The following is a 23221-nucleotide window of genomic DNA, read 5'->3' on the forward strand; positions in this document are numbered from 1 at the left end:
AGCAGATGATGTCCGGCATGAACGTCTTCTCCTTCCTCGCCATCCCCTTCTTCGTCTTCTCCGGCGAGCTGATGCTCCACGGCGGCGTCGCCGACAAGATCGTCGCCACCGCCAAGAACATGGTCGGTCACATCCGCGGCGGCCTGGGCATGTCCAACGTGGTGGCCTGCACCCTGTTCGGCGGCGTCGCCGGCTCCCCCGTCGCCGACGTCTCGGCCATGGGCGCCGTGATGATCCCGATGATGAAGCGCGAGGGCTACCACGCCGACTACGCCGTCAACGTCACCACCCACGCCGCCCTCGTCGGCGCGCTGATGCCGACCAGCCACAACATGATCATCTACGCGCTGGCCGCCGGCGGCAAAGCCTCCATCGGCGCGCTGATCGCCGCCGGCATCGTCCCCGCCCTGCTGCTCATGCTCTGCAACCTGGGGGCCGCCTACTACGTCGCGGTGCGCCGCGGCTATCCCGCCGGCACCTTCCCCGGCTGGGCCATCCTGGGCCGCTCCTTCGCCGCCGCCGCCCCGGGCCTGCTGATCGTCGTGATCATCCTGGCCGGCATCACGTCGGGCGTCTTCACCGCCACCGAGTCCGCCTCCATCGCGGTGATCTACGCGCTGCTGCTGACCACCTTCGTCTACCGCACCCTGACCTGGGAGCATTTCCTGGCCGCCGCCGCCAAGACGGTCAAGACCACCGGCGTGGTGCTGCTGCTGATCGGCGTCTCCACGATGTTCCAGTACATCATGGGGCTGTATCAGGTGGCCGAGATCACCGGCGAGCTGATGGCCGGCATCTCCTCCAACCCGCTGGTCATCTTCCTGCTGATCAACATCATCCTGTTCCTGCTCGGCACCTTCATGGACATGGCCAGCACGATCCTGATCTGCACGCCGATCTTCCTGCCCATCGCCATGCAGTACGGCATGGACCCGGTGCAGTTCGGCATCGTCATGCTGATCAACTGCGCGCTCGGCCTGAACACCCCGCCGGTCGGCACCACCCAGTTCATCGGCTGCGCCATCGGCGAGGTCTCCGTCGGGCAGGTCATGCGCTCCATCACACCCTTCTACGGCGCGCTGTTCGTCACACTCCTCCTCGTCACCTACGTCCCCACCTTCTCCCTCTGGTTGCCCCATCTCCTCATGCGCTGACCGGGCGCCCCCAACCGCACACACTGGACATCGCGGGGCGCTCGGATCACCGGGCGCCCCGCTGCAATGGAGACCAATCATGCTGTCCGCTGAACTTTGGCCGGAACTCGTCGCTCTCGGGCAGGTGGTGGCCATCGACTTGGTGCTGGCCGGCGACAACGCCATCGTGGTCGGCATGGCCGCCGCCGCCGTCCCCGCGGAGCAGCGGCGCAAGGTCATCCTGTGGGGCATCAGCGCGGCCATCGGTCTGCGCATCATCTTCGCGCTGATGACCACCCAGCTTCTCGCCATCATCGGCCTGACGCTGGCCGGCGGCGTGCTGCTGCTGTGGGTCTGCTGGAAGATGTTCCGCGAACTGCGCTCCGGCGGCGCCGAGGAGATCACGCCGGAGGAGGCGCTGGACGCCCCCGACATTCTTCCGGGAACCGCCTCCATCGGCGGCGATGCGGCGGTCGCCGCCGTCGGCACCGCGGCCGTGGGCGCCGCCGTCTGGCAGATCGTGGTGGCCGACGTGTCGATGTCGCTCGACAATGTGCTGGCGGTGGCCGGCGCCGCCAAGGAGCATCCGACCGTGCTGGTGCTCGGCCTGCTGCTTTCGGTGGCGCTGATGGGGGCGGCTGCCAACGTAATCGCGCGTGTGCTTCACAAACATCGCTGGATTGGTTGGATCGGTCTTGCGATCATCACTTATGTTGCGCTCGACATGGTCTGGCGAGGCTCGAACGAGGTTCTGGCCCACACGGCCTGGCTCGGCTGACAGGAAGAAGGGCTGAAGCCCGCCGCGGACGGCGCGCGGCGGCGCAAAGTGAAACAAGACCGCCGTTGGGGAAGGTTCAAGATGTCCAAACCGATGAAGACAAGCCAGGAGGGGCCGGTGCGCCCAAGCCGGCTGGGTGGCGTGCAGGGCCGCCTGTTCACCGGCGTCGGCGCCGTCATGTGCTGCACGCTGGCCGCCGTGGGGGTGGCGCTGACCGGCTACGCCGGTTTCGGCCGGACGCTGCAGGTCATCACCGCGGAAGCCGTGCCGTCCGCGGTCGGCGCCCTGCGCGCGGCCCAGCACGCGGGCCGCATCGACGCGCTGGCCCCCGCCTACCGCTCCGTCTCCAGCAAGGAGGAAAAGGCGGACCTGGCGGCGCGCATCGCCATGGAGCGGCACAACTTCGAAAGTGAACTGCGCGATCTGACCGAGCTGGAGCGCAACAGCGCCAACGCCGGTGAAGTGTCCGATACCGCCGCCGCCGGCGAGGCCGCGCAGGCCCTGCTCGCCAACGTCACGCTGCTCGATCAGGCGGCGGACCAGCGCATCGGGCTGAGCGACCGCCGCGCCGCGCTGCTGGAGCAGGTGACCGTGGCCACGCGGCGCCTGTCGCAGCTCGCGGCGCCCTGGAAGTCGATCCACAGCAGCGAGGTGGACATGCAGCGCGCCGCCTTCCGGGACGACAGCCGTCCCCCGGAGGAGCGGCTGAAGGCCGGCGGGGAGTATTTCGAGACCGAAGCGCGGCTGGCCGTCGTCCGCGCCATCGACGACGGCGCCAACACCCTCCGCGCCCTGCTGACCGAAGCCGCCGCCAGCGCCGACGAGAACCGGCTGTCGGTCATCGAGGCGCAGACCCGCATCCTCCTGGCCACCCTCGGCGCCAACGCCGGACGCCTGCCCGAGCCGTCGCGCGAGGCGATGGCGGAGCCCCTGAAGGCCATCGAAACGCTCTCGGTCGACGCGGAGGGGCTGATCCCGACCCGGCTGGCCGAACTGGAAATCCTGAAAGGGCAGCGCGACCTGCTGACCGCCAACCTGACCCTGTCCGAAACGCTGTCCATGACGGTGCGGAACCTCGTCCACACGCAGGAGGAGGCCATCGCCACCGCCGCCGAGGAGAGCGAGAAGGCCCTGTTCAACGGCACGGTCCTTCAGATCGGGGTCGGCGCGGTCAGCCTGCTTCTGTCGGCGCTGGTGGTCCTGGTCTTCGTGCGCCGGATGGTGGTGCGCCGCCTGCTCGCCCTCCAGGGCGGGATGGAGCGGATCGCCGCCGGCGATCTGGACGTGACGGTTGCTTCGGGAGGCCGCGACGAGATCACCGCCATGGCCCGCACGGTGGAGGTCTTCCGCGAGAACGCCGCCGCCAAGCGCCGGCTGGAGGCCGAACAGATCGAATCCGCGCGCCGCGCCGAGGAGGACCGCAAGCGCTCCCTGGAGGAGATCGCCAGCAGCTTCGAGGGGGCGGTGGGCACCGTGGTCAGCCGTTTCGTGACGGAATCCACGGCGATGGAGGAGAGCGCCCGCAGCATGTCGGCCACGGCGGAGGAGACCAACCGCCTCGCCACCAGCGTCGCCGCCGCGACCGAGCAGACCTCGGCCAACGTGGAGACGGTCGCCGCCGCATCGGAGCAGCTCACCAGCTCCATCGAGGAGATCACCCGCCAGATCTCCGAATCCACCACCATCGTCCGCGAGGCGATGGAACTGGCCGAGCGCGCCAACGGGCAGATCGGCGGGCTGGCGGACTCCGTGCAGAACATCGGGCGCGTGGTCGATCTCATCAACGACATCGCCAGCCAGACCAACCTGCTGGCGCTGAACGCCACCATCGAGGCCGCCCGCGCCGGAGAGGCCGGCAAGGGCTTCGCCGTCGTCGCCAACGAGGTGAAGGCCCTGGCCGCCCAGACCGCCCGCGCCACCGGCGAGATCGCCGCCCAGGCCGCCGGCATCCAGAGCGCGACCAGCGAGGCCGTGCAGGAAATCCAGGCTGTCGTCCAGGTGGTCACCCGCGTCGGCACCATCGGCGCCACCGTCGCCGCGGCGGTGGAGGAGCAGAGCGCCGCGACCAAGGAGATCGCCCGCAACGTCCATCAGGCGGCGCTGGGCACCACCGAGGTGACGCAGACCATCGCCGGGGTCAACGCCGCCGCCGACCGCAGCGGCACCGCCGCCCGCACGCTCCTCGACAAGGCCCACGACCTCGCCGACGGCGCCAACGCGCTGAACCGCGAGCTGTCCGGCTTCCTCCAGCGCGTCCGCGCGAGCTGATGAAGACGCCCTTCCCCGGGTATTCCGGGGAAGGGCGCCTCCCTTTTACTCCGAAATCACGATCTGGCGTTCGCGCCCGCCCTTGCCGACGATCTTCAGCACGCGGCGGCCGCGCTCGTCGCGGCTGGATTCGTCCAGCACGACCCGCCCCAGCGCGGCGAGCAGATGCAGAAGCTCTCCGTTCGAGGCCACGCCGAAGCCCTGGCGCAGGTCCGCCAGCATGGTCTCCGTCTCATCGCGCTTCGTCACGGGCATGGCCTCCGGCTGTGGTTGCGGGCATCAGCCTGCCGCAGGACGGGCGCCGCTGTCGAGTGGCCTGGACGCGAAAGACGACGGTATGACAGGCGGCTTGCCAGCGCGGCCCTCGGCCACTACGGTCACTGCCCATATCGTCGCCCCCGCGCCCCCGGCGCCGGAGGACCAGTCAGGAGAGGCAGCATGGCAAAGACAGGCAACGGACGGAGCAAGCCGGCGTCCGGTACGTTCGCGGGCACGCCGGCGGACCGCCTGGTCCGCTATTGGCGCAACAGCGACCGGCGCTTCGACGAGTTGCTCGACGAGACGCTGGACGCGGGCCGCCAGGCGGTGCTGGAGGCGGCGCTGAACAAGCTGCACGAGGAAGAGCAGCCGGAATTCCTGGACGAGGTGGAGACCATCGCCGAATCCGTCCGCCGCACCGACTCCCAGGGTGACGACATGATCGCCACCCTCTTCTGGCTGGCGGTGGAGGTGTCCGGCGACCTGTCGCAGCCGCCCGCGGCGAAGGCCATCGAAGAGGCGCTGGACTCCACCGGCCTGCTGGAGACCGCCGCCGACACGCGCCTGCTGCCGGTCTGGCTGGACCCGGAAGCGCTGGTCTATCTGGAGGCCGCCGACCGGCGCACCCTGCTGCTGCGCATGCTGGAGTCGACCGAGGAGGCCCTGCGCTTCGTCCGGGACGGCGACCTGCTGGCCGATCCGGCGGACGCGGGCACCCGACTGGTCGGCGTCGTCGGGCTGATCGAGGAGGAGGCGGAAGCCGTCGAGACCGCCGCCGAGGAGGCCGTTCCCGATTTCCTGGGGCTGGCCCGCATCGGCGAGGACGGGGAGCCGGAACTCGATCCCGCGGAGGAAACCCGAATCCGCGAGGCGCTGACCCGCTTCACGGCGGCCATCCAGGGCGCCGACCCGCGCGTCCAGCGCTGCGAACCGGCGGGCGGGTTGAACGACCTGCTGGACCTGATCGCCGAGGCGGATTGGACGGACGGCGGCGAGTTGGCGGAACTCGCCTCCTTCATCGACGTGGCGAGCGACGAGACGGCGGACGCCGTGGTCGACGCGGCGGTGACCAGCACCGCGCACGGCCTGTTCGTCCGCGCCTTCGGCGCCGACGGAAATCTGCTGGACGAGCGGGCCTTCGCCCTTCAGGGCGATCAGGCCGCCCAGGCCGTCGCCCTGCTCCAGCAGCGCTGCCGGACCGTCACGAAAGAGTAGGAAGGGCGGCGCGAGCGGCATCTTGCCGCCGGTCGCCCCTTCGCCACCCTGTTGTTCGGCGCGGAAATCGGGTACACCCCTATTCACGAGCCGGTATTCACGAGCCGGTTTCCTGTCCCCACCCCAGTCTTGGAGCTTCTTCGATGCGCGACCAGTCACTCTCCATCGCCGAGGCGGCGGCCTGGCTGAAGTGCTCGGAAGCCGAGGTGGAGGAGCTTGTGCAGGCCGGCCGGCTGCGCGCCGACCGGATGGAGCCGACGATCGACCGGATCTCGCTCAACACGGTCATCGTCCTGGCGGAAAGCCTGCCGGTCGAACGCCGCATCTTCGAGGTGCGGGAGGCCGCCGGGCGGATCGAATCCTCCGAATCCCGCGGCCACTACCCGTCCCGCTCCTCCGGTGGGATGGACCAGCGGCCTCCGGTGGTCGTGGAACGCCGCCCGTCGCGGACTTTCACTCCCCGTTAACGGCACACCCCGTCAAGGGCGCCGCCGGGCGGGCAACCCGGCGGCAAAGGTTCTACACCAGTTCGACGCGCAGGGCGGTCGGCCCGCCGTCGCCCGACACGGCGACGAAGCGCACGTCTTCGCCGTCCGCAACCACCTCCAGCCCCGACTGGCGCAGGATGGCGCGGTCGAAATAGACGCCGATGCCCGTCTCGTCGTCCCACGGGTCGATCAGGCCCGACTGGCTGTCCAGATTGTACCAGCGCACGGTGCCGTAGATCATTTCACCGGAGGCCACCGGCATCAGGGCCGGAGCCGACCGCTCCGCGCGCCGCGGCTTGGGCTCGCGGGCCGGGCCGGGGGCCTGGACCGGGCGGACGGCCTGGGGATCGCCCACTTCGGTCTGGCGCTGCCGACGCTGCTTCGGCGCACGGGCCGCCTTGACCTCCGCCGGGTCGGCGGGGGTGATGGAATGGATGGCCACGACCTGCGGCCCCTTCGGGGTCTCGGCAATGTCGCAGACCAGGCCGGTGCCCTCGGTCAGCGACACCTCGCCCAGCGAGGCGAGAACCCGGGAATGCAGAAACGCCTCACCGCTTCCGTCGGCGAAGCGGACGAAGCCGAAGCCCTTGTCGGCCTTGTACCATTTGACGACCGCCGTAACCTGCTGCTTTTGCTCTTCGCTCACTCTGGACACTCGATGGATGGAGGACAACCGGTCCAACAGTGACCGGATTCGACGTTCCGCGCAATGCGGCATCCATTCGCCGGCCCCGCAATCGCATTTCTGTTTCCCCCCGTCTCTCCGGGAAGGGCGCCGCCGCCAGACGGCCCTCATGGAAAAGAGCGGAAAATTTTAAGTAAACGCCCGAAAACGCTCTTTAAATCCACTTTAAAAACGCCCCTGTACTCTCCCTTTCAAAGTCCATCGCGGAGAATCCCGTGGCTTGCCTTCGGTCCAACCGACTTGAGATGAGGATCTCCCGATGAGCCTGTTCAGCGCCATGCGGTCCGGTGTGAGCGGCATGTCCGCGCAAAGCTCGCGGATGGCCGCCATTTCGGACAACATCAGCAATTCCGCCACCATCGGCTACAAGCGCGCGGCGGTGGACTTCTCGACGCTGATGACCTCCTCCGGCTCGACGACGAACTATTCCGCCGGGGGCGTGCGCTCGAACGTGCATTATCAGGTGCTGAAGGACGGGACCATCCAGGGCACCCAGTCCGCCACCGACATGGCCATCGAGGGGCGCGGCTTCTTCGTCGTCGCCGACAACGCGGGCAGCGGCGGAACCACGCCCGGCTACGCGCTGACCCGCGCCGGCAGCTTCCTGCCCGACGACCAGGGCTTTCTGCGCAACAGCGCCGGCCAGTATCTCCAGGCGTGGAAGCTGGGTCCCGACGGCAGCCTGCCCGCGGTGAACCGCAGCAGCTTCGACGGGCTGAGCGCCGTCTCCATCGCCGGGCTGGCATATGGCGGCAGCAAGACGTCCCAGATGAGCTTCTCCGGCAATCTTCCGGCCCAGGCCACCCCCGGCACCAGCTTCGACACCTCGACCAGCCTCTATGACGGGCTCGGCAACCCGCTCGACGTCACGATGACCTGGACGAAGACGGCCAACCCGAACGAATGGACGCTGTCGGTCACGCCGCCCAACGGCTACACCGCCGCCCTGTCCACCAACACCGTCACCTTCGACACCACGGGCGCCAACGCCGGCCTGCCGTCGGGCGCGCTGCCCCAGGTCACGCTGACCTCCCCGGCCAACCCGACGCCGGACACCGTCGCCGTGTCCATCGGCAACCTGACGCAGCTCAACGGCGATTACGTGCCGCAATTCATGGGCGACGGCGCCCGCGCGGGCCGGGTCAGCACGGTGGACATCGACAAGGCGGGCACGCTGTGGGCCGTCTACGACAACGGCGCGCGCCAGCCGCTCTATCAGGTGCCGGTCGCCGACGTGGTGAACCCCGGCGGGCTGGTCCCGCAGGGCGGCAACACCTACACGCTGGGCATCGACGCCGGCACGATGACGCTGAGCAACGGCAACAGCGGCACCGCGGGCTCGGTCGCCGGCTACGCGCTGGAGCAGTCGAACGTGGACATCGCGGAGGAGCTGGTGTCGCTGATCGAGACGCAGCGCGCCTATTCCTCCAACGCCACGCTGGTGCGCACCGCCGACGAGATGGTGGACGAGACCACCCGCCTGAAGCGCTGACGGACGGGAAAGGGGATAGCCCGCCATGAGCCTCCAACTGGCCCTCAGCGCCGCCCTGTCCGGGCTGCGCGCGACCCAGCAGCAAGCCGCGCTGGTGTCGCACAACATCACCAACGCCACCACCGCGGGCTTCGTCCGCAAGGATCTGGCCGTCTCCACCGCGATCAGCGGCGGGCGCGGCCAGGGCGTGCGCGTGGACGGCGTGCTGCGCAGCGTGGACGAGTTCCTGATCCGCGACGCCCGGTTCGAGCAGAGCCGCTACACCGCGCAGGAAACCCGCGCCTCCGCGCTGGCCGATTACGCCACGGCGCTGGGCCAGCCGCAGGACGAGCGGTCCGTCTCCACCGCGCTGGCGAAGCTCCAGCAGTCCTTCAGCCAGCTCCGCAACCAGTCGGACAACGAGGCGGCGCGCTCCGCCGTCGTGGATTCCGCGGAATCGCTGGTGCGCCGCCTGCACGACACGGCATCCGCCGCCGTCACCGTGCGGAACGACGCCAAGGCGCGGCTCCAGTCCTCGGTCGACGAGGTGAACCGCGCTCTGGTCCGCATCGGGGAGCTGAACGGCTCCATCGCCTCCCAGAAGGCCAGGGGCGCCGAAACCGGCGATCTGATGGACGAGCGCGACCGGCTGCTCGACCGGGTGTCGGAGGAGATCGGCATCCGCACCCACACCCGCGAAAGCGGGGAGGTGGTGGTGATGACCCGCAACGGCCAGACGCTGCTCGACCGCGAACTGCCAGCGGGCGCCCAGCCGCTTCAACTGGTGGGGGGCGATCTGGTGGCCGGCGGGAAGGTCCTGTCCGCCAACCCGGACCAGGACATCCAGAGCGGGCGCATCATGGGCTACGTCCAGACAGTCCATCAGGACATGCCGCGGGCGCTTGCCCAGTTGGACGAGCTGGCGGCGGGCATCGTCCGGCAGTTCCAGGATGCGGAAGGCGGCCCCGGCACGATCGGCCTGTTCACCGATTCCGGCGCCACCTTCAGCACGGTGGAAGGGCTGGCCTCGCGCATCGCCGTCAACGGCGCCGTGCGGGGCAATCCCTGGATGGTGCAGAGCGGCGTGCAGGCGGGCGCGCCCCTGGCGCCGGGCGACACCACGCAGATCGACCGCTTCCTGAACGCCTTCTCCACGGCCCGCAGCTTCGGCGGCCCCGACCTGCCGGCCTCGGCCACGCTGGGCGACTACGCCACCGGCATGGTGTCCACCCAGCAGGGCTACCGCACCACCGCCGAGTCCGAGATGAAGACCCGCAAGATCGGCGCCGACGCGCTGCAATCGGCGCGGCTCAACCGCGATGGCGTGAATGTGGACGACGAAATGCAGAAGCTGCTGCTGATCGAGCAGAGCTACGGCGCCAGCGCCCAGGTGCTCCAGGCCGCCGGGCGGATGCTCGACACGCTGCTCCAGATCCGGAACTGACGCCATGCTCTACAACGCCGTCTCCACCCTCGGCCTCAGCAAACGCCTCCAGACCGCCAACACCGAGCTTCAGCTCGAACGGCTGCGCAACAACGACGAGATCGCCAGCGGCAAGCATTTCGACGTCGCCAAGGCGCTGGGCGCACGCACGGGCCAGGCCATCGCGCTGCGCAACCTGTATGACGAGACCGACCAGGCCCTGAAATCCACCGCCCTGCTGCAAGGCCGGCTGGGCACCATGGACAGCGCTCTGACCAACATCCTGTCCGCCGGGCAGGACGTTCTGGCCGCCGCCTCGGTCGGGCTGGGCCAGCCCTCGCCCACCGGCAGCTCGCTCCAGGTGCGGGCGCGCGCCATGCTGGAGCAGGTGGTGGGGATGCTGAACGCCTCCTCCGGCAACGGCTACCTGTTCGGCGGGGTGGAGGTGAAGGCCGCCCCCATGCGCGCCGTGCAGGGTGACGACTCCGGCCTGCCCTCCCCCATCCAGATCGTGCAGGACGCCATCGCGGCGGCCACCGGGGGCACCTCGTCGCCGCAGACTCCGGCCGAGACCGCCGCCGCCGTGGCGGCTCTGGACGACCTGTTCGCCGCACCGTCGGCCTCGCCGCTCGGCTTCGAGGGCGGGTTCTATCTGGGGGCGCCCTCGACCGCGCCGCGCCTCAGCGCCCGCCCCGACCGCACGACCGAGATCCCCTACGGCATCCAGGCCAACGACCCGGCCATGCGGGACCTGCTCCAGGGCCTCTACATGCTGGCCAGCCTGGACACCAGCCAACTGCCGCTGGACGCCTACAAGCCCTACATGGAGGCGGCGGTCGCCAAGGTGTCGGGCGGCATCGAGGGGGTGCGCGACGCCACCGCGCAGTTGGGCATCCACCGCGCGCAGCTCGACGACATCGCGGCGATGCACACCACGCAGCTCCGCATCCTCAACGACCAGCTCGACGCGATGGAAAGTGTCGATCCGGCGGAGGCCAGCCTGCGCATGAACCAGCTCGAAGTGCAGATCGAGGCGACCGCGGCGGCCACCGCCCGCATCGCCCGGATGAGCCTCACCAATTACCTGTAGGAAGCTCCCTTCCCACGGGACGATGAAAGACGGTCTGATGACGCACGGCCCGATCCGCCGCACCTTCCGCGCCTTGGCGCTGGCCATGGCCTGCCTGCTGGCCGCCGCCGCCGTGGCGGAGGAGGGGCTGGCCCAGACGCGGGTGAAGGACCTCGTCACCTTCGACGGGGTGCGCCGCAACCAGCTCATCGGCTACGGACTCGTGGTCGGGCTGAACGGCTCGGGCGACCGGCTCATCAACACGCCCTTCACCGAGCAGAGCCTGAAGGGCATGCTGGAACGGTTGGGCATCAACACCCGCGACGAGGTGCTGCGCACCCGCAACGCCGCGGCGGTGATGGTCACGGCCTCGCTGCCGCCCTTCGCCCGCCAGGGCACGACCATCGACATCACCGTGTCGGCCCTGGGCGACGCCACCAGCCTGCTGGGCGGCACGCTGCTGGTCACGCCGCTGCTGGGCGCCGACGGGCAGGCCTACGCGGTGGCGCAGGGGTCGCTGTCGGTCAGCGGCTTTTCCGCGGGCGGGGTGGCCGCCAACGTCACCAAGGGCGTGCCGACCAGCGCCCGCATCGCCAACGGCGCCATCGTGGAGCGGGAGCTGAAATTCGCGCTGGACGAGACGACCGGCGTGCGCATGGCGCTGCGCAACCCGGACTTCACCACCGCCAACCGCATCGCCGACGCGGTGGCCGCGCGGCTGGGAAGCAACGCCGTTCATGTGCTGGACTCGACCACCGTCGATGTGCGCATCCCGCCCCGCTACACCGGCGCGGTCGCCCGGCTGATCGGCGACATCGAGCAGCTCACCGTGCGCCCGGACGGCATCGCGCGGGTGGTGGTGGACGAGCGCAGCGGCACCGTGGTCATCGGCGACGACGTGCGCATCAGCCGCGTCGCCATCACCCAGGGCAACCTGACCGTCCGCGTGGTGGAGACGCCCCAGGTGTCGCAGCCGCAGCCCTTCTCCGACGGGCAGACCGTGGTGGTGCCGCGCACCGACGTGCAGGTGCAGGAGGGCAACGGGCGGCAGTTCGTGACCATCGGCGGCAACGTCAGCCTGCAACAGCTCGTCAACGGGCTGAACGCGCTGGGCGTCGGGCCGCGCGACATGGTCGCCATCCTCCAGGCGATCAAGGCGGCGGGCGCCCTGCACGCCGATCTGGAAATCATCTGACAACTCGGGCTGGACGACGACGCGATGGACATCTCCCCCCTTTCCACGACCGCCCCCGCCGCGAAACCCGCCGCCCCGGACCTCGCCGCCGCCGAGAAGGCCGGTCAGGAGTTCGAGGCGCTGATGGTCGGGCAGATGCTGGAATCCATGTTCGCCGGGGTGGAAACCGGCAACGCCTTCGGCGGCGGCGAGGGCGAGCGGACGTGGCGGAGCTTCATGCTCCAGGAATACGGCAAGGCCATCGCGGAGGCCGGCACGCTGGGCATCGGCCGCATGGTCCAGGCCGACGTCGCCCGCCTCTACGGCCAAAGCGCGGAAGGAACCGAAGGATGAGCCGCCGTTTCAAGGACCTGATCCGCGAATTCGCCCCCGACGCCAAGCCGGTCGAGGAAGCCGCCGCCATCGCCGCGCCGGAACCGGAAATCCCCGCGCTGGCCGACGGACCGACCGCCGTCGTCATGACGGAGTTCCTCGACACGGTGGCGGAGCTGAGCGCCCTTCTGGACGAGGAGACGGCGGCGCTCGCCGCTGGCGAGTTGGAGGGGTTGGAGGGCTTCGCCCGGCGCAAGCAGGCCATGGCCGACCGCCTGAACGGCATCATGGCCCAGGCGCAATCGGGCACCTTACGGCTGAACGACGACCTGCGCGCGATGATCCTGGAGCGGGTGGAGCGGCTGGACCGCGCCATCAACGAGAACGCGGCGGGGCTGGTCGCCATGCGCAAGGCCGTGCTGTCGATCAACCGCAGCCTTCTGGTCGCGCTGGAGAAGGCGGCCAGCGACGGCCTCTACGCCCCCTCCGGCCACGCCGTGCGCCCGGTCGAGCTGTCGGCGTCGGGCCTGAACGCGGAGCTTTAGGGCGGCCGACGCAACGTTCCCTCTCCCGCCCCGGGAGAGGGTGGCGCCGAAGGCGCCGGGTGAGGGTAGTCCAAGGATCATGGCGCTGATCCTCGGCGGTACCCTCACCCTTCCCACGCTTCGCGTGGGCCCCTCCCCTCTCCCGGGGCGGGAGAGGGGATTGAAAGGCCATGGCTACGGAGGGTTCCGCCGCCGGACGCGGGCCGCTATAGTCCGCCATCCCGCTTGGCCGCATCCTCCCGAGGCTCCCGCATGCCCGCAACCGACAGCGCCGGACGCCCGTCGCTCGCCGTCTTCACCCATGGCGAACTGATCGGCGACGCGCTCATCAAGATTCCCTTCGTGCGCGCCCTGCGGGGGCTGTTCCCGGACCACCGGATCGTCTGGATCACCACCGAAGGAACCCATCTGGCGACCACCCTGCGCCCGATGATGGACGGGCTGATCGACGAGTTCCGCGCCGACACCGGCATCGGGCGCAGCCCGCTCGGCCTGCTGAAGCCCATGCCCATCAAGGAGCGCTTCTCTCTGGTGCTGGACACCCAGGCGCTGCCCTGGCGGACGCTGCTGGCGCGGCGGTTGAAGCACGACCTGTTCGTCTCGGCCTGCGCCGGCTACCGCCTGTCGGACCGCCGCCCGCCGCCCGGCTACAAGGAGCCGCGGCATGTGCTGGACCGTCTGTTCGACCTGCTGGAGGTGGCCGGCGGACGCCGCCCCCCGCTGGACATGGCCGTCCCCATTCCGGCGGAGGCGGAGGCCGAGGCGCGCGCGCTTCTGCCGGACGGGCCGGTCTACGTCGCGCTGGCGCCGGGGGCGGGCAAGCGGGTGAAATGCTGGCCGCTGGACCGCTTCGCGGAACTGGCCCGCGCGCAGGTGGACAACGGGCGGGTGCCGGTCTTCATCCTCGGCCCGGCGGAGCTGGACTGGCTGCCGGACCTGCGCGCCGCCGTGCCGCAGGCGCGGTTCCCCCTCCAGGACACCGACCTGGACGAGCCCCGCTACTCCCCGGTGCGCACCATCGCGCTGACGCGGCGCTGCGCGGCGGCGGTCGCCAACGACAGCGGGACCAGCCATCTGTTCGGTCTTGCCGACGTGCCTCTGCTGACCCTCTACGGCCCGACCATCGCGGAGAAGCTGCGCCCCAAGGTGACGCGCGGCGCCGTGCTGACGGCCTCCGCCTTTGGCGGGCGCGAGATGGAGCGCATCCCCGCCGACGCCGCGATCCGGGAGGTCGAGGCGCTGATCCGTCCGTGACGGTCAGCGCTTCAAGCCTTCAACGCTTGACGGCGGGGGCAATCTCCCCCGCCTCTTCCAACCGCCGCAGGCAGGCGACCAGGGCGCGCTGGAAATTGCGGCCCTCGGAGGGCAGGGTCACGCCCTGGCCGGTCGTCCAGAACTCCACGAAGGCGCAATCGGCCCCGGCGTCGCCGGTCGGCCATTCCACGGCGACGCCCAGCCCGATCTCCGCCGCGCGGCGGCGGCTGTCGGTGACCAGGATCTTCGCTTCCCAATGCATCCCGCCGCCGCCCGCCTCGGCGCGGCGGTGGCTCCACAGGCGCAGGTAGTCGCGGAAGCTTTCGGACGAGCGGTCGTGCTGGACATAGGCGCCGCGGTCCACCACCGCGGGGGCGAGGCGCAGCGCGTAGCGCGCCTGAGCCAGCGCCTGGGTCACCTCGGCCACCAGCCGGTCCATCTCGGCGAAGCTGCGCCGCACATTGTCGGCCAGCGCGGCGGCCAGCGCCTCCCCCTTCGGCGCGCCGGAGGCGGCGCGGTCGGAGCGGTACAACTCGAACAGGTCGTCGCCGTCACTCATCGCCGTATTGCGCCGCGAAAGGTGGAGAGAGACCTTTCGTCTACCGCCAAACCCGTTGAAAAGACATTAAGCCGAATTTTGGCGCATCCTCACGCCCGCTGCGCCGATCCCCCGTTCTTCAGCCGCAGCACATACATCATCACCTCCGCCACCGCCTGATAGTGCTGAAGCGGGATCACCGCATCCACCTCCGACGCGGCGTAGAGGGCGCGGGCCAGCGGCGGATTCTCGATCACCGGCACACCGTTCTCCTCCGCCACCGCGCGGATGCGCAGCGCCACGAGGTCGGCCCCCTTGGCGAGGCAGACCGGCGCCGGCATCTTCGAGCGGTCGTACTCCAGCGCCACCGCGAAGTGGGTCGGGTTGGCGATGACCACCGTGGCGCGCGGCACGTTCGCCATCATGCGGCGCTTCGAGCGGTCGCGCCGGATCTCGCGCAGCCGCGCCTTCAGATGGGGGTCGCCCTCCGTCTGCTTGAACTCGTCCTTCAGCTCCTGGAAGGTCATGCGCAGGCGGCGCCGCCATTCCAGCCGGTTCCACAGCACGTCCACGGCGGCCATCACCACCGTCGCCAGAAGGACGGCCAGAAGCAGCCGCAGGGTCAAATCCCGCAGCAGGTCGGGAAGCGCCGCAACATCCATGCCCACGATCCCCTCCGTCCAATCGATGTAGGGCGCCACGGCGAACCAGACGGCGCAGGCGATGATCGCCAGTTTCACGAGACTCTTCACGAACTCGACCAAAGCCTGCCGCGAGAAGATGCGGCGCCAACCGCTGAGCGGCGACAGGTGCGACAGCTTGGGCCGGATGCGGTCGCTCGCCGCCAGCAGCGGCCCCTGCCCCACCGCCGACACCACCGCCCCGCCGACCAGCAGCCCCAGCACCGGCATCATCGCCACCGCCACCCCGCCGATCAGCCAGCGCAGGCTGTTCATCACGTCGTAGGGACCGCCGTCGAGCCGGATGTCGTTCGGATTCTCGATCAGCGGCAGAAGCACCTCGGCGATGCGGGAGGCGGCGAGCGGCCCGCCCGCCGCGGCGATCAGCCAGGCCGCCGCCATGGTGGCGGCAAGCCCGACGTCGCGGGCGCGGGGGACGTCGCCCTTCTCCATCGCCTCGCGCAGGCGTTTCTCGGTCGGCTCCTCGGTTTTCTGCTCCTGGTCCTGGTCGTCGGACATCGCCGCCTCCTCACCGCCCGCCAAGCCAGCCGGCCATGCCGGCCAAGGCCGCGGTGACCATGGCGCCCGCCGTCACCAGGAAGACCAGCATCCCGCCGCCGACCATCGCCGGTGTCGCGACGAAATAGACGGGCATCGAGGGCATCACGCGGTTCACCAGGGCCAGCGCCATGTTGGCGATCATGCCGAAGACCAGGAAGGGTGCCGCCATCTGCACCCCCAGCCGGAAAGTCCCGCCGACAAGCTGGGCATAGCGCCCCGCCACCATGCCGGGATCGGGCAGCGTCGCCGCCGGCCAGCTTCCGTAGGAGCGCACCAGCGCGTCGATCATCAGGTAATGCAGGTCGAGCGCGAACAGCAGCGCCAGCCCCGAGATCACCAGCGTGCCCGACAGGATCGACCCGCTTTCGAACCCCGCCGCGTCGGTGCCGAAAGGGTTGGCGAGGCCCATCGCCTGCGCGGCGATGTTTCCGGCGACCTGAAGCGACGCCAGGAACAGCTTCGCCCCCAGCCCGAGGAAGGCGCCGGCCACCGTCTCCGCGAAGATCTGCTCTAGCATCACGGCGGCGTCGGGCGGCAGCCGGTCCGGCAGGCCGGGCACCGTCGGGGTCAGCGCCAACGCCACGGGAATCGCGATGCACAGCCGGACGCGCGGCGGCACCGCCAGCTCCCCGAAGCCCGGCAGCAGGCTGACCGCCGCGGCGACGCGCGCGAAGACCAGGAAGGCGCGGTAGACCTCCAGGCTGAGCAGGTCGGCGAGCGTGTCCATCACTGTTCTTTTCCTTCCCGGCCCTTCACACCTGATCGATCGTTTTGACGGACACCTTGCGGTGCAATTCCGCGTGGCTGATGACCGGGGTCATCGGGCTGACCCGCTCCAGCAGGGAGCGCACGAAGGGCCGCACCTCCGCGCCGACCAGCAACGCCGGCCAGACCTGCGGCGTGGCGTGCTTCTGGATGGTGATGCGCAGCGCGGTCAGGAACTCCTGCACCTGGGTCGGCGGCATGGCGAAGCGGCGGTCCTCGCCGTCCGCCACGATGCTCTGCTGGAGCGCCTGCTCCCAGCGTGGGGTGAGGACGATGACCGGAACGAAGCCGTCGGGTGCCGTCAGCGACTGGCAAATCTGCTGGCCCAGCCGCGCCCGCACATGCTCCGTCACCAGCGTGATGTTGCGCGTCCAGTTCACCGCCTCGGCGATGGCCTCGACGATGGCGGGCAGGTTGCGGATCGACACCCGCTCCGCCAGCAGCGCCTGGAGCACGCGCTGCACCACCACCAGCGAGATGCGCGACGGCACCATGTCGGAAATCAGCTTCTGGTACTCCCGCCCCAGCCCGTCCAGCAGCTTCTGCACCGCGGCGAAGGTCAGCAGGGTGGAGAGGTGGTCCTTGATGACCTCGGTCAGATGGGTGGTGATGACGCTTTCCGGGTCCACCACCGTGTAGCCCTTGGCGATGGCCTCCTCGTGGCGGGCCGGGTCGATCCAGCGGGCCTGGAGGTTGAAGGTCGGCTCCCGCGTCGCCTCGCCGGGCAGGTCGGGGGCCGCCCCGCCGGACGGGTCGATGGCGAGGAGTTGCTTGGGCCGCACCTCGCCGCTCGCCACCTCGACGCCCATCACGCTGACGACGTAGCCCTTGGGCGGCAGGAAGCTGCTGTCCTTGATGCGCACCGACGGCAGGATGAAGCCGAACTCCTTGGCGAAGCGCTTGCGCAGCGTCTTCACCTTGCCCGTCAGCGGCCCGTTCTTGTTGAGGATCAGCGGGACGAGGTGGTTGCCGACCTCCACCTTCACCTCGTCCACCTTCAGCATGTCCTCCACCGACTCCTCGGCGGGGGCCGTGGGGGCCTTGCGGCTCTCCTCCAGCCGGGCCAGCGCGGCGCGGCGCATCTTGCCGCGCATCGCGTACCAGCCCGCCGTTCCGAAGCCGCCGCCCAGCAGGACGAAGGGGACGGCGGGCAGGCCCGGCGTCACGCCCAGCGTGCAGAGCAGCCCGCCCGCCACCATCAGCGCCTTGGGATAGCCGCCGAGCTGGGCGAGCACCGCCTGATCGGCGGAGCCGACGTTGCCGCCCTTGGTCACCAGCAGGCCGGCGGCCAGCGACACGACCAGCGCCGGGATCTGCGTCGCCAGACCGTCGCCCACCGTCAGGATGGTGTAGACCGACGCCGCGGATTCGAAGGACATGCCCTGCTGCGCCATGCCGATGGCCATGCCGCCCAGCACGTTGATGGCGGTGATGACCAGTCCGGCCACCGCGTCGCCGCGCACGAACTTCGACGCGCCGTCCATGGCGCCGAAGAAGGTGCTTTCGTCCTCCAGCTCCTTGCGGCGGCGGCGGGCCTCGACGTCGTCGATCATGCCGGCGGACAGGTCGGCGTCGATGGCCATCTGTTTGCCGGGAATGGCATCCAGCGTGAAGCGCGCGCCCACCTCCGCGATGCGGGAAGCGCCCTTGGTGATGACCACGAAGTTGATGACGATCAGGATCGCGAAGATCACCACGCCGATCACGAAGTTGCCGCCCATGATGAACTGGCTGAAGCCCTCGATCACATGGCCTGCGGCGGACGGGCCGGTGTGCCCGTGGCTGAGGATCAGGCGGGTGGACGCGATGTTCAGCGCCAGCCGCAGCACCGTGACGACCAGCAGCACGGTCGGAAAGGACGAGAAATCCAACGGCTTGCCGATCCACAGCGAGACCATCAGGATCAGCACGCTGACCGCCAGAGACAGGGCCAGCCCGAGATCGAGGAACCAGGTCGGCACCGGCAGGAACAGCACGGTCAGCACCAGCACGATGCCCAGGGCGAACAGCACGTCGCGGTTCGCCAGCCCGGCGTCGCCGAGGCTGGTCATCCGGTTCCGGACGGTATCCGTGAAACTCATGCTGGAACTCCCGGGTGCTGCACCGTCGATACGCTAGCGCCCCGCGGTAAAACCGGCTTTTACGTCTGCGCTACTCCGCCGCCGGCAGCAGCGGCTTCACCGCCGCGTTCGCGTAGAGGCTGGACAGGAAGGACAAGCGGCCAAGCTCCGCCCGGCCCCAGGCGGGCAGCGCACCGGGTGCGGCCACCTGCGGACCAGCGGCCAGCGTCTTCAGGTAATCCATGGCGCCCGCCACCCAGCGCCGGTTGCCGCCGACCCGCTCGCGGTAGGCCGCCCCCCGCTCCGACTGGGCGGAGTGGTAGCGGGCGATGGCGGCGTCCAGCGATCCCTGCGCGCGGTGCAGGTCGCCCAGGAACCGCGCGGCGTAGCGGGCGTTGGCGCGCGGATCGAAGGCGGTCTCCAGATCGGGAAAGGCGTCGGGGTGCCATTTCAGGTTCACCTGAAGACAGCCCACGTCGATGGAGCGCGTGCCCCGCGCCTGCGCCGCGCGCACGAAGGCCATGGCCTCCTCCCGCGTCGGGAAGTAATGGGAAGCGCCTTCGGTGTTGACGGTCCAGGGCCAGACGGTGAACAGCCGGTCGGCGGTCATCCGCCCGGCCTCGGTGAAGCCCATGGCGAGCAGCATATGGTCGGTCACCCCCGCCTCGCGCTCCGCCGCCAGGATGGCGTCGATGCAGGCGGCCTCCGGCGGCAGGCTGCGGGCGGGCAGGACGCGCGGCGCGTAGAGGGCGGTGGACCATGTGCCGATCTGCGCCGCGGGCGGCTTCACCTCCGCCGCGACAGCGGTTCCGGCCAGGAGCAGCGCCGCCAATCCGGCCAGCCGGCGCATGTCACCGCACCGCGACGATCAGGCTGCCCAGCCGGTCGGCGTAGGTGGTGAGCGCGCCGTACATGAAGGGCAGCGCCAGCACCGTGGTGACCAGGATGGCGACGATCTTCGGCACGAAGGTCAGCGTCATCTCCTGCACCTGGGTCAGCGCCTGGATCAGCGAGATCGCCACACCCACAAGAACCGCGATGACCAGCGGCGGGGCGGCGATCAGCAGCATCGTCCAGATGCCCGTGCGCAGGACTTCCAGCACGTCGGCTTCGTTCATGGGGGTTCTCCTGGGGAGCCTTTGCCCCCACCCTAACCCTCCCCCGCTGGGCGGGGGAGGGAACTGTCGCCGCTTCGCATAAGGCACCCTCCCCCGCCCAGCGGGGGAGGGCCGGGGTGGGGGCAAGAAGTCCCAACGAAAGCGCTCAAATCGCCATCCGCATGACGTCCTGATACGCCTGCACCATGCGGTCGCGGATCGACACGACCGTCTGCACGGTCATCTCGGCGGCGAGCACGGAGCGCACGACCTCGTGCGTGCCGGCCTTGCCGGCGACGGCGGCGACGGACATGCGCTCGCCCTCGTTCAGCGTCTCCACCGCCTGCGACACCTGACGGTCGAGGAAGGCGCCGAAGCTGCTCTCCGCCGCACCCGCCGTCTCGGCGGACGGCGAAGCCACGGACGCAGGAGGCGTTGCGAGCGACGCGGCGGGCGACGGCTGGGCCAGGGGGGCGCGGTGAAGGCCGTAGGCGGCGGCGGCGCGGCCGATGGGTTCGATCATGCTCTACTCTCCTCAGCCGCGCAGAAGGTCGATCATGCGGCCCATCATGGTGCGCGTCTGCTCGATGACGTTGACGCTCGCCTCGAAGGACCGGCTGGCCTCGCGCATGTCCATCATCTCGATCAGCGGCTGGACGTTCGGGCGCTTGACGTAGCCCTTCTCGTCGGCGGCCGGGTGCGAGGGCTCGTAGACGAGCTGGAAGTCGCTGCGGTCGCGCCCGATCTGCTTCACCTTCACGATCTCCGACCCGGCGGCGCGGTCCATCGCGGTGGCGAAGGAGACGGTCTTGCGGCGGTAGGGATCGCCGCCCGCCGTCATGGCGGTGGAATCGGAATTGGCGATGTTCTCGGCGACCACGCGCAGCCGGGTGCCCTGCGCCTGCAGGCCCGAACTGGCGATGCGCAACGTCGCGGCCAGGGGATCGGTGAGCATGGGAAGGACTCCGAAAATTCGTCAGCCGGCGCGCCACGCGGCGCGCAGGATTTGCAGGTTGCGCTGGAACAGGCCGGCGGTCAGCGCGAAGGCGTCGCGCGTCTCGCTGCCCTTGGTCATCTCCTGCTCCAGCGACACGGCGTTGCCGTCGGGCGTGGTTTCCCACTGTTCGGGCTTGCGCGCCTCCTGCACCGCGCCGGACGGGTTGAAGCCGGTCAGGTGCATGGGCGAGGTGAGGGCGGGCGCCACCGTCTGCGGGCCGTCCATCAGCGCCGCGAAGGGCTTCAGGTCCTTCGGCTGATAGCCGGGCGTGTTGGCGTTGACGACGTTGGCGGCGATCAGCTTCTGCCGCTCCGCCAAGTAATCGAGGCGCGCGCCGGTCAGCCGGAACACCGAAATATTGCTAAAATCCATTCGAACGGCCCTATCGCAAAGCCGGAAAGCAAGGCAAGGCCAAGATGACCCGCCGCGTTTAAAACCGGATTTAAAATCCCCGTGTCAGGATCGGCCCGTTCCGACACGGCGGAGACGTCCCGGCGATGCGTGTGCTTTCCAACCTTCTGTCCGAGATCGAGCGGATGCCGACCCGATCCTGGCGCGGCGAGATCCGCAGCGCCGCCGGCATGACGCTGGAGGTGGAGGGGCTGCGCCGCGTGCTGGCGGTGGGCGACAAATGCTGGGCGGAGACGGCGCGCGGCCAGCGCCTGCTGTGCGAGACCATCGGCTTCCGCCAGGGCCGCACGCTGCTGATGGCCTTCGACACGCTGGACGGCGTGGCGGAGGGATGCGCCGCGGTCACCGACGACACCGCTTTCACGCTGCGCCCCGGCCCCGGCTGGCTGGGCCGCGTGGTCAACGCGCTGGGGGAGCCCATCGACGGGCGCGGCCCCTTGCGCAACGGCCACCACGCCCGCCCGCTGCGCGCCGCCCCGCCGCCGGCCTACGCGCGCCGCCGGGTCGGGGCGAAGATGGACACCGGCGTGCGCGCCATCGACGTCTTCACGCCCATTTGCCGCGGCCAGCGCATGGGCGTCTTCGCGGGGTCCGGAGTCGGCAAATCGACGCTGCTGTCGATGTTCGCGCGCCACGCCGGGGCCGACGCCATCGTGATCGGGTTGGTCGGAGAGCGCGGGCGCGAGGTGCAGGAGTTCATCCAGGACGATCTGGGGGCGGACGGCCTCGCCCGCTCCGTCGTCGTCGTCGCAACCTCGGACGAGCCGCCGCTGATGCGCCGGCAGGCCGCCTATCTCTGCCTGACCGTGGCGGAGGAATTGCGCGACCGTGGTCTGCACGTCCTCTGCCTGATCGACAGCGTGACGCGCTTCGCCATGGCCCAGCGCGAGATCGGGCTGGCCGCCGGGGAGCCGCCGACGACCAAGAGCTACCCGCCCAGCGTCTTTTCCGAGCTGCCCAAGCTGATGGAGCGCGCCGGGCCGGGCCGGGAGGGCCAGGGCGACATCACCGGCATCTTCACCGTCCTGGTGGACGGCGACGACCATGACGAGCCCATCGCCGACGCGGTGCGCGGCATCCTGGACGGCCACGTCGTTCTGGACCGCCGCATCGCCGAGCAGGGGCGCTACCCCGCCGTCAACGTGCTGCGCAGCGTGTCGCGCCTGCTGCCCGGCTGCCACTCGGCGGAGCAGAACGCCCTGCTGCGCCGCGCGCGCGGCCTCGCCGCCACTTACGACGATGTGCGGGAGCTGGTGCGCATCGGCGCCTACAAGCAGGGCACCGACCCGGAGGTGGACGGCGCCGTCGCTCTGAACCCGGCGCTGGAGGAGTTCCTGCGCCAGGGCAAGGACGACGCCACCCCCTCCGCCGACTCCTTCCGCATCCTCGACCGCATCCTCGCCGCCACCACGGGAGCCGCCCCATGACCGACGCCACCGCGCTCGCCGCCCGCGCGCTTTCGCCCACCACCGTTCCGGCGAAGCCGGGTGCCGCGAAAGAGGCGGATCTCAGTTTGGATTTCGGGGACCTGCTGGACGCGGTGAACCCGTTGCAGCACCTGCCGGGGGTGTCGCAAATCTACCGCCACGCCACCGGGGACGGCATCGGCCTGCCGGCGCGGCTGGCCGGCGGCTTCCTGTTCGGCGGCCCCATCGGCCTGCTGGGAAGCGCCGCCATGGCCGCCTTCGAGGCGGTGACCGGCGACGACCCGCTGGGCCACCTCGTCACGCTGGCGGAAGGCGGCACGGAGACGAAGACGGAGCCGCCAGCCGCCACCGCCCCGCCCCTGCCCTTCCTCGCCGGTCCGGCGCGGGAGCCATCGGCGAACCATCGCCCCTCCGCCCCCCCCTCCGCCGCCATGCTGGCGGAAGCGCTCGCGCGCAAGGCGCCGGACGCGGGCGCCACGACGGAAACGCCGTCATCCAAGCCGGAACAGCCCGCCCCGCAAATCCTGGCGAAGCTCTACGAACTGCACGCCACCCAGCCGGCGGACCGCCCCGCCGTCCGCCTCTGACCCG

The 23221-nt window shown here is 70.2% G+C and carries 25 protein-coding genes; 14 read left to right on the forward strand and 11 right to left on the reverse strand.

Annotated elements, in window-relative coordinates:
* The 3 genes from DS843_RS28605 to DS843_RS28615 form a co-directional block, all read left to right on the forward strand.
* Positions 1-1154, forward strand: a 1154-nt coding sequence (locus tag DS843_RS28605; RefSeq protein WP_149472220.1) for a TRAP transporter large permease, incomplete at its 5' end; no start/stop codon positions are given.
* A gap of 79 nt (positions 1155-1233) precedes the next feature.
* Entirely contained in the window at positions 1234-1911 is a 678-nt protein-coding gene (locus DS843_RS28610; protein ID WP_149472221.1) for a YjbE family putative metal transport protein, read from the forward strand.
* Positions 1912-1992: 81 nt separating this feature from the next.
* Positions 1993-4179, forward strand: a complete 2187-nt coding sequence (locus tag DS843_RS28615) for a methyl-accepting chemotaxis protein (protein WP_149472222.1) — start codon at positions 1993-1995, stop codon at positions 4177-4179.
* Between the two features lie 45 nt (positions 4180-4224).
* On the opposite strand, the gene DS843_RS28620 is transcribed toward DS843_RS28615, so the two are convergent.
* Positions 4225-4428 carry a hypothetical protein gene (locus tag DS843_RS28620; RefSeq protein ID WP_149472223.1) on the reverse strand — a complete coding sequence of 68 codons (204 nt, stop codon included), beginning with the start codon at positions 4426-4428 and terminating at the stop codon, positions 4225-4227.
* 189 nt (positions 4429-4617) lie between these two features.
* Between DS843_RS28620 and DS843_RS28625 the strand changes: the two genes are divergently transcribed.
* Positions 4618-5652 (forward strand): hypothetical protein, encoded by a 1035-nt coding sequence (locus tag DS843_RS28625; protein ID WP_149472224.1) that lies wholly within the window; start codon positions 4618-4620, stop codon positions 5650-5652.
* A 143-nt stretch (positions 5653-5795) separates the two neighbouring features.
* On the forward strand, positions 5796-6119 hold the full coding sequence (locus DS843_RS28630) for a hypothetical protein (RefSeq protein WP_149472225.1): 324 nt from the start codon (positions 5796-5798) through the stop codon (positions 6117-6119).
* A 52-nt stretch (positions 6120-6171) separates the two neighbouring features.
* Here DS843_RS28630 and DS843_RS28635 read toward each other — a convergent pair whose 3' ends face one another.
* Positions 6172-6786, reverse strand: a complete 615-nt coding sequence (locus tag DS843_RS28635; protein ID WP_149472226.1) for a cold-shock protein — start codon at positions 6784-6786, stop codon at positions 6172-6174.
* A gap of 298 nt (positions 6787-7084) precedes the next feature.
* Here DS843_RS28635 and DS843_RS28640 point away from each other — a divergent pair, with 298 nt between their 5' ends.
* From DS843_RS28640 to DS843_RS28675, 7 genes are all read left to right on the forward strand, one after another.
* Positions 7085-8317: a flagellar hook protein FlgE gene (locus DS843_RS28640; RefSeq protein ID WP_149472227.1), complete on the forward strand. Its 1233-nt coding sequence runs from the start codon at positions 7085-7087 to the stop codon at positions 8315-8317.
* 25 nt (positions 8318-8342) lie between these two features.
* Entirely contained in the window at positions 8343-9740 is a 1398-nt protein-coding gene (flgK, locus tag DS843_RS28645; RefSeq protein ID WP_149472228.1) for a flagellar hook-associated protein FlgK, read from the forward strand.
* 4 nt (positions 9741-9744) lie between these two features.
* Positions 9745-10809, forward strand: coding sequence for a flagellin (locus DS843_RS28650; protein ID WP_149472229.1), 1065 nt, complete (start codon positions 9745-9747; stop codon positions 10807-10809).
* 37 nt (positions 10810-10846) lie between these two features.
* Positions 10847-11983, forward strand: a complete 1137-nt coding sequence (locus tag DS843_RS28655) for a flagellar basal body P-ring protein FlgI (protein WP_286192379.1) — start codon at positions 10847-10849, stop codon at positions 11981-11983.
* Positions 11984-12007: 24 nt separating this feature from the next.
* Positions 12008-12316, forward strand: a complete 309-nt coding sequence (locus tag DS843_RS28660; RefSeq protein ID WP_149472231.1) for a rod-binding protein — start codon at positions 12008-12010, stop codon at positions 12314-12316.
* A complete protein-coding gene (locus DS843_RS28665) occupies positions 12313-12840 on the forward strand; it encodes a flagellar protein FlgN (RefSeq protein WP_149472232.1) in 528 nt (175 codons plus the stop codon). The genes DS843_RS28660 and DS843_RS28665 overlap by 4 nt, the downstream gene beginning before the upstream one ends.
* 252 nt (positions 12841-13092) lie before the next feature.
* The gene (locus DS843_RS28675; RefSeq protein ID WP_149472234.1) at positions 13093-14094 is read left to right on the forward strand and encodes a glycosyltransferase family 9 protein; all 1002 of its coding nucleotides are present in this window, start codon (positions 13093-13095) and stop codon (positions 14092-14094) included.
* 19 nt (positions 14095-14113) lie between these two features.
* Here DS843_RS28675 and DS843_RS28680 read toward each other — a convergent pair whose 3' ends face one another.
* From DS843_RS28680 to DS843_RS28720, 9 genes are all read right to left on the reverse strand, one after another.
* Positions 14114-14653 (reverse strand): hypothetical protein, encoded by a 540-nt coding sequence (locus DS843_RS28680; protein ID WP_149472235.1) that lies wholly within the window; start codon positions 14651-14653, stop codon positions 14114-14116.
* Positions 14654-14742: 89 nt separating this feature from the next.
* Complete coding sequence (gene flhB, locus DS843_RS28685; protein WP_149472236.1) at positions 14743-15831, reverse strand: flagellar biosynthesis protein FlhB; 1089 nt, start codon at positions 15829-15831, stop codon at positions 14743-14745.
* A gap of 10 nt (positions 15832-15841) precedes the next feature.
* Positions 15842-16600 carry a flagellar biosynthetic protein FliR gene (locus DS843_RS28690; RefSeq protein WP_149472237.1) on the reverse strand — a complete coding sequence of 253 codons (759 nt, stop codon included), beginning with the start codon at positions 16598-16600 and terminating at the stop codon, positions 15842-15844.
* Between the two features lie 25 nt (positions 16601-16625).
* Entirely contained in the window at positions 16626-18719 is a 2094-nt protein-coding gene (gene flhA / locus DS843_RS28695; RefSeq protein WP_149472238.1) for a flagellar biosynthesis protein FlhA, read from the reverse strand.
* Between the two features lie 70 nt (positions 18720-18789).
* A complete protein-coding gene (locus tag DS843_RS28700; protein WP_149472239.1) occupies positions 18790-19548 on the reverse strand; it encodes a lysozyme family protein in 759 nt (252 codons plus the stop codon).
* A gap of 1 nt (position 19549) precedes the next feature.
* Entirely contained in the window at positions 19550-19816 is a 267-nt protein-coding gene (gene fliQ / locus DS843_RS28705; protein ID WP_145626159.1) for a flagellar biosynthesis protein FliQ, read from the reverse strand.
* A gap of 145 nt (positions 19817-19961) precedes the next feature.
* Complete coding sequence (gene fliE, locus DS843_RS28710) at positions 19962-20318, reverse strand: flagellar hook-basal body complex protein FliE (RefSeq protein WP_149472240.1); 357 nt, start codon at positions 20316-20318, stop codon at positions 19962-19964.
* 12 nt (positions 20319-20330) lie between these two features.
* Entirely contained in the window at positions 20331-20750 is a 420-nt protein-coding gene (flgC, locus tag DS843_RS28715; protein ID WP_149472241.1) for a flagellar basal body rod protein FlgC, read from the reverse strand.
* A 21-nt stretch (positions 20751-20771) separates the two neighbouring features.
* The gene (locus DS843_RS28720; RefSeq protein WP_041814267.1) at positions 20772-21164 is read right to left on the reverse strand and encodes a flagellar basal body rod protein FlgB; all 393 of its coding nucleotides are present in this window, start codon (positions 21162-21164) and stop codon (positions 20772-20774) included.
* A gap of 125 nt (positions 21165-21289) precedes the next feature.
* Between DS843_RS28720 and fliI the strand changes: the two genes are divergently transcribed.
* A complete protein-coding gene (gene fliI / locus DS843_RS28725; protein ID WP_149472242.1) occupies positions 21290-22630 on the forward strand; it encodes a flagellar protein export ATPase FliI in 1341 nt (446 codons plus the stop codon).
* Complete coding sequence (locus DS843_RS28730) at positions 22627-23217, forward strand: hypothetical protein (protein ID WP_149472243.1); 591 nt, start codon at positions 22627-22629, stop codon at positions 23215-23217. Before fliI ends, DS843_RS28730 begins: the two co-directional genes overlap by 4 nt.
* Positions 23218-23221 lie beyond the last annotated feature (4 nt).

The organism is Roseomonas genomospecies 6 (assembly GCF_008365375.1).
Taxonomy (GTDB): Bacteria; Pseudomonadota; Alphaproteobacteria; order Azospirillales; family Azospirillaceae; genus Azospirillum.

What these genes read in the sequence shown, in the direction of transcription:
- flgK (WP_149472228.1), top strand. Translation starts at nt 8,343, where the DNA reads ATGAGCCTCCAACTGGCCCTCAGCGCCGCCCTGTCCGGGCTGCGCGCG.
- DS843_RS28610 (WP_149472221.1), top strand. Translation starts at nt 1,234, where the DNA reads ATGCTGTCCGCTGAACTTTGGCCGGAACTCGTCGCTCTCGGGCAGGTG.
- fliE (WP_149472240.1), bottom strand. Translation starts at nt 20,318, where the DNA reads ATGATCGAACCCATCGGCCGCGCCGCCGCCGCCTACGGCCTTCACCGC.
- DS843_RS28630 (WP_149472225.1), top strand. Translation starts at nt 5,796, where the DNA reads ATGCGCGACCAGTCACTCTCCATCGCCGAGGCGGCGGCCTGGCTGAAG.
- DS843_RS28655 (WP_286192379.1), top strand. Translation starts at nt 10,847, where the DNA reads ATGACGCACGGCCCGATCCGCCGCACCTTCCGCGCCTTGGCGCTGGCC.
- DS843_RS28700 (WP_149472239.1), bottom strand. Translation starts at nt 19,548, where the DNA reads ATGCGCCGGCTGGCCGGATTGGCGGCGCTGCTCCTGGCCGGAACCGCT.
- DS843_RS28730 (WP_149472243.1), top strand. Translation starts at nt 22,627, where the DNA reads ATGACCGACGCCACCGCGCTCGCCGCCCGCGCGCTTTCGCCCACCACC.
- flgC (WP_149472241.1), bottom strand. Translation starts at nt 20,750, where the DNA reads ATGCTCACCGATCCCCTGGCCGCGACGTTGCGCATCGCCAGTTCGGGC.
- DS843_RS28680 (WP_149472235.1), bottom strand. Translation starts at nt 14,653, where the DNA reads ATGAGTGACGGCGACGACCTGTTCGAGTTGTACCGCTCCGACCGCGCC.
- DS843_RS28690 (WP_149472237.1), bottom strand. Translation starts at nt 16,600, where the DNA reads ATGGACACGCTCGCCGACCTGCTCAGCCTGGAGGTCTACCGCGCCTTC.
- fliQ (WP_145626159.1), bottom strand. Translation starts at nt 19,816, where the DNA reads ATGAACGAAGCCGACGTGCTGGAAGTCCTGCGCACGGGCATCTGGACG.
- flhA (WP_149472238.1), bottom strand. Translation starts at nt 18,719, where the DNA reads ATGAGTTTCACGGATACCGTCCGGAACCGGATGACCAGCCTCGGCGAC.
- DS843_RS28720 (WP_041814267.1), bottom strand. Translation starts at nt 21,164, where the DNA reads ATGGATTTTAGCAATATTTCGGTGTTCCGGCTGACCGGCGCGCGCCTC.
- DS843_RS28660 (WP_149472231.1), top strand. Translation starts at nt 12,008, where the DNA reads ATGGACATCTCCCCCCTTTCCACGACCGCCCCCGCCGCGAAACCCGCC.
- DS843_RS28615 (WP_149472222.1), top strand. Translation starts at nt 1,993, where the DNA reads ATGTCCAAACCGATGAAGACAAGCCAGGAGGGGCCGGTGCGCCCAAGC.
- DS843_RS28650 (WP_149472229.1), top strand. Translation starts at nt 9,745, where the DNA reads ATGCTCTACAACGCCGTCTCCACCCTCGGCCTCAGCAAACGCCTCCAG.
- flhB (WP_149472236.1), bottom strand. Translation starts at nt 15,831, where the DNA reads ATGTCCGACGACCAGGACCAGGAGCAGAAAACCGAGGAGCCGACCGAG.
- DS843_RS28640 (WP_149472227.1), top strand. Translation starts at nt 7,085, where the DNA reads ATGAGCCTGTTCAGCGCCATGCGGTCCGGTGTGAGCGGCATGTCCGCG.
- DS843_RS28665 (WP_149472232.1), top strand. Translation starts at nt 12,313, where the DNA reads ATGAGCCGCCGTTTCAAGGACCTGATCCGCGAATTCGCCCCCGACGCC.
- DS843_RS28675 (WP_149472234.1), top strand. Translation starts at nt 13,093, where the DNA reads ATGCCCGCAACCGACAGCGCCGGACGCCCGTCGCTCGCCGTCTTCACC.
- DS843_RS28625 (WP_149472224.1), top strand. Translation starts at nt 4,618, where the DNA reads ATGGCAAAGACAGGCAACGGACGGAGCAAGCCGGCGTCCGGTACGTTC.
- fliI (WP_149472242.1), top strand. Translation starts at nt 21,290, where the DNA reads ATGCGTGTGCTTTCCAACCTTCTGTCCGAGATCGAGCGGATGCCGACC.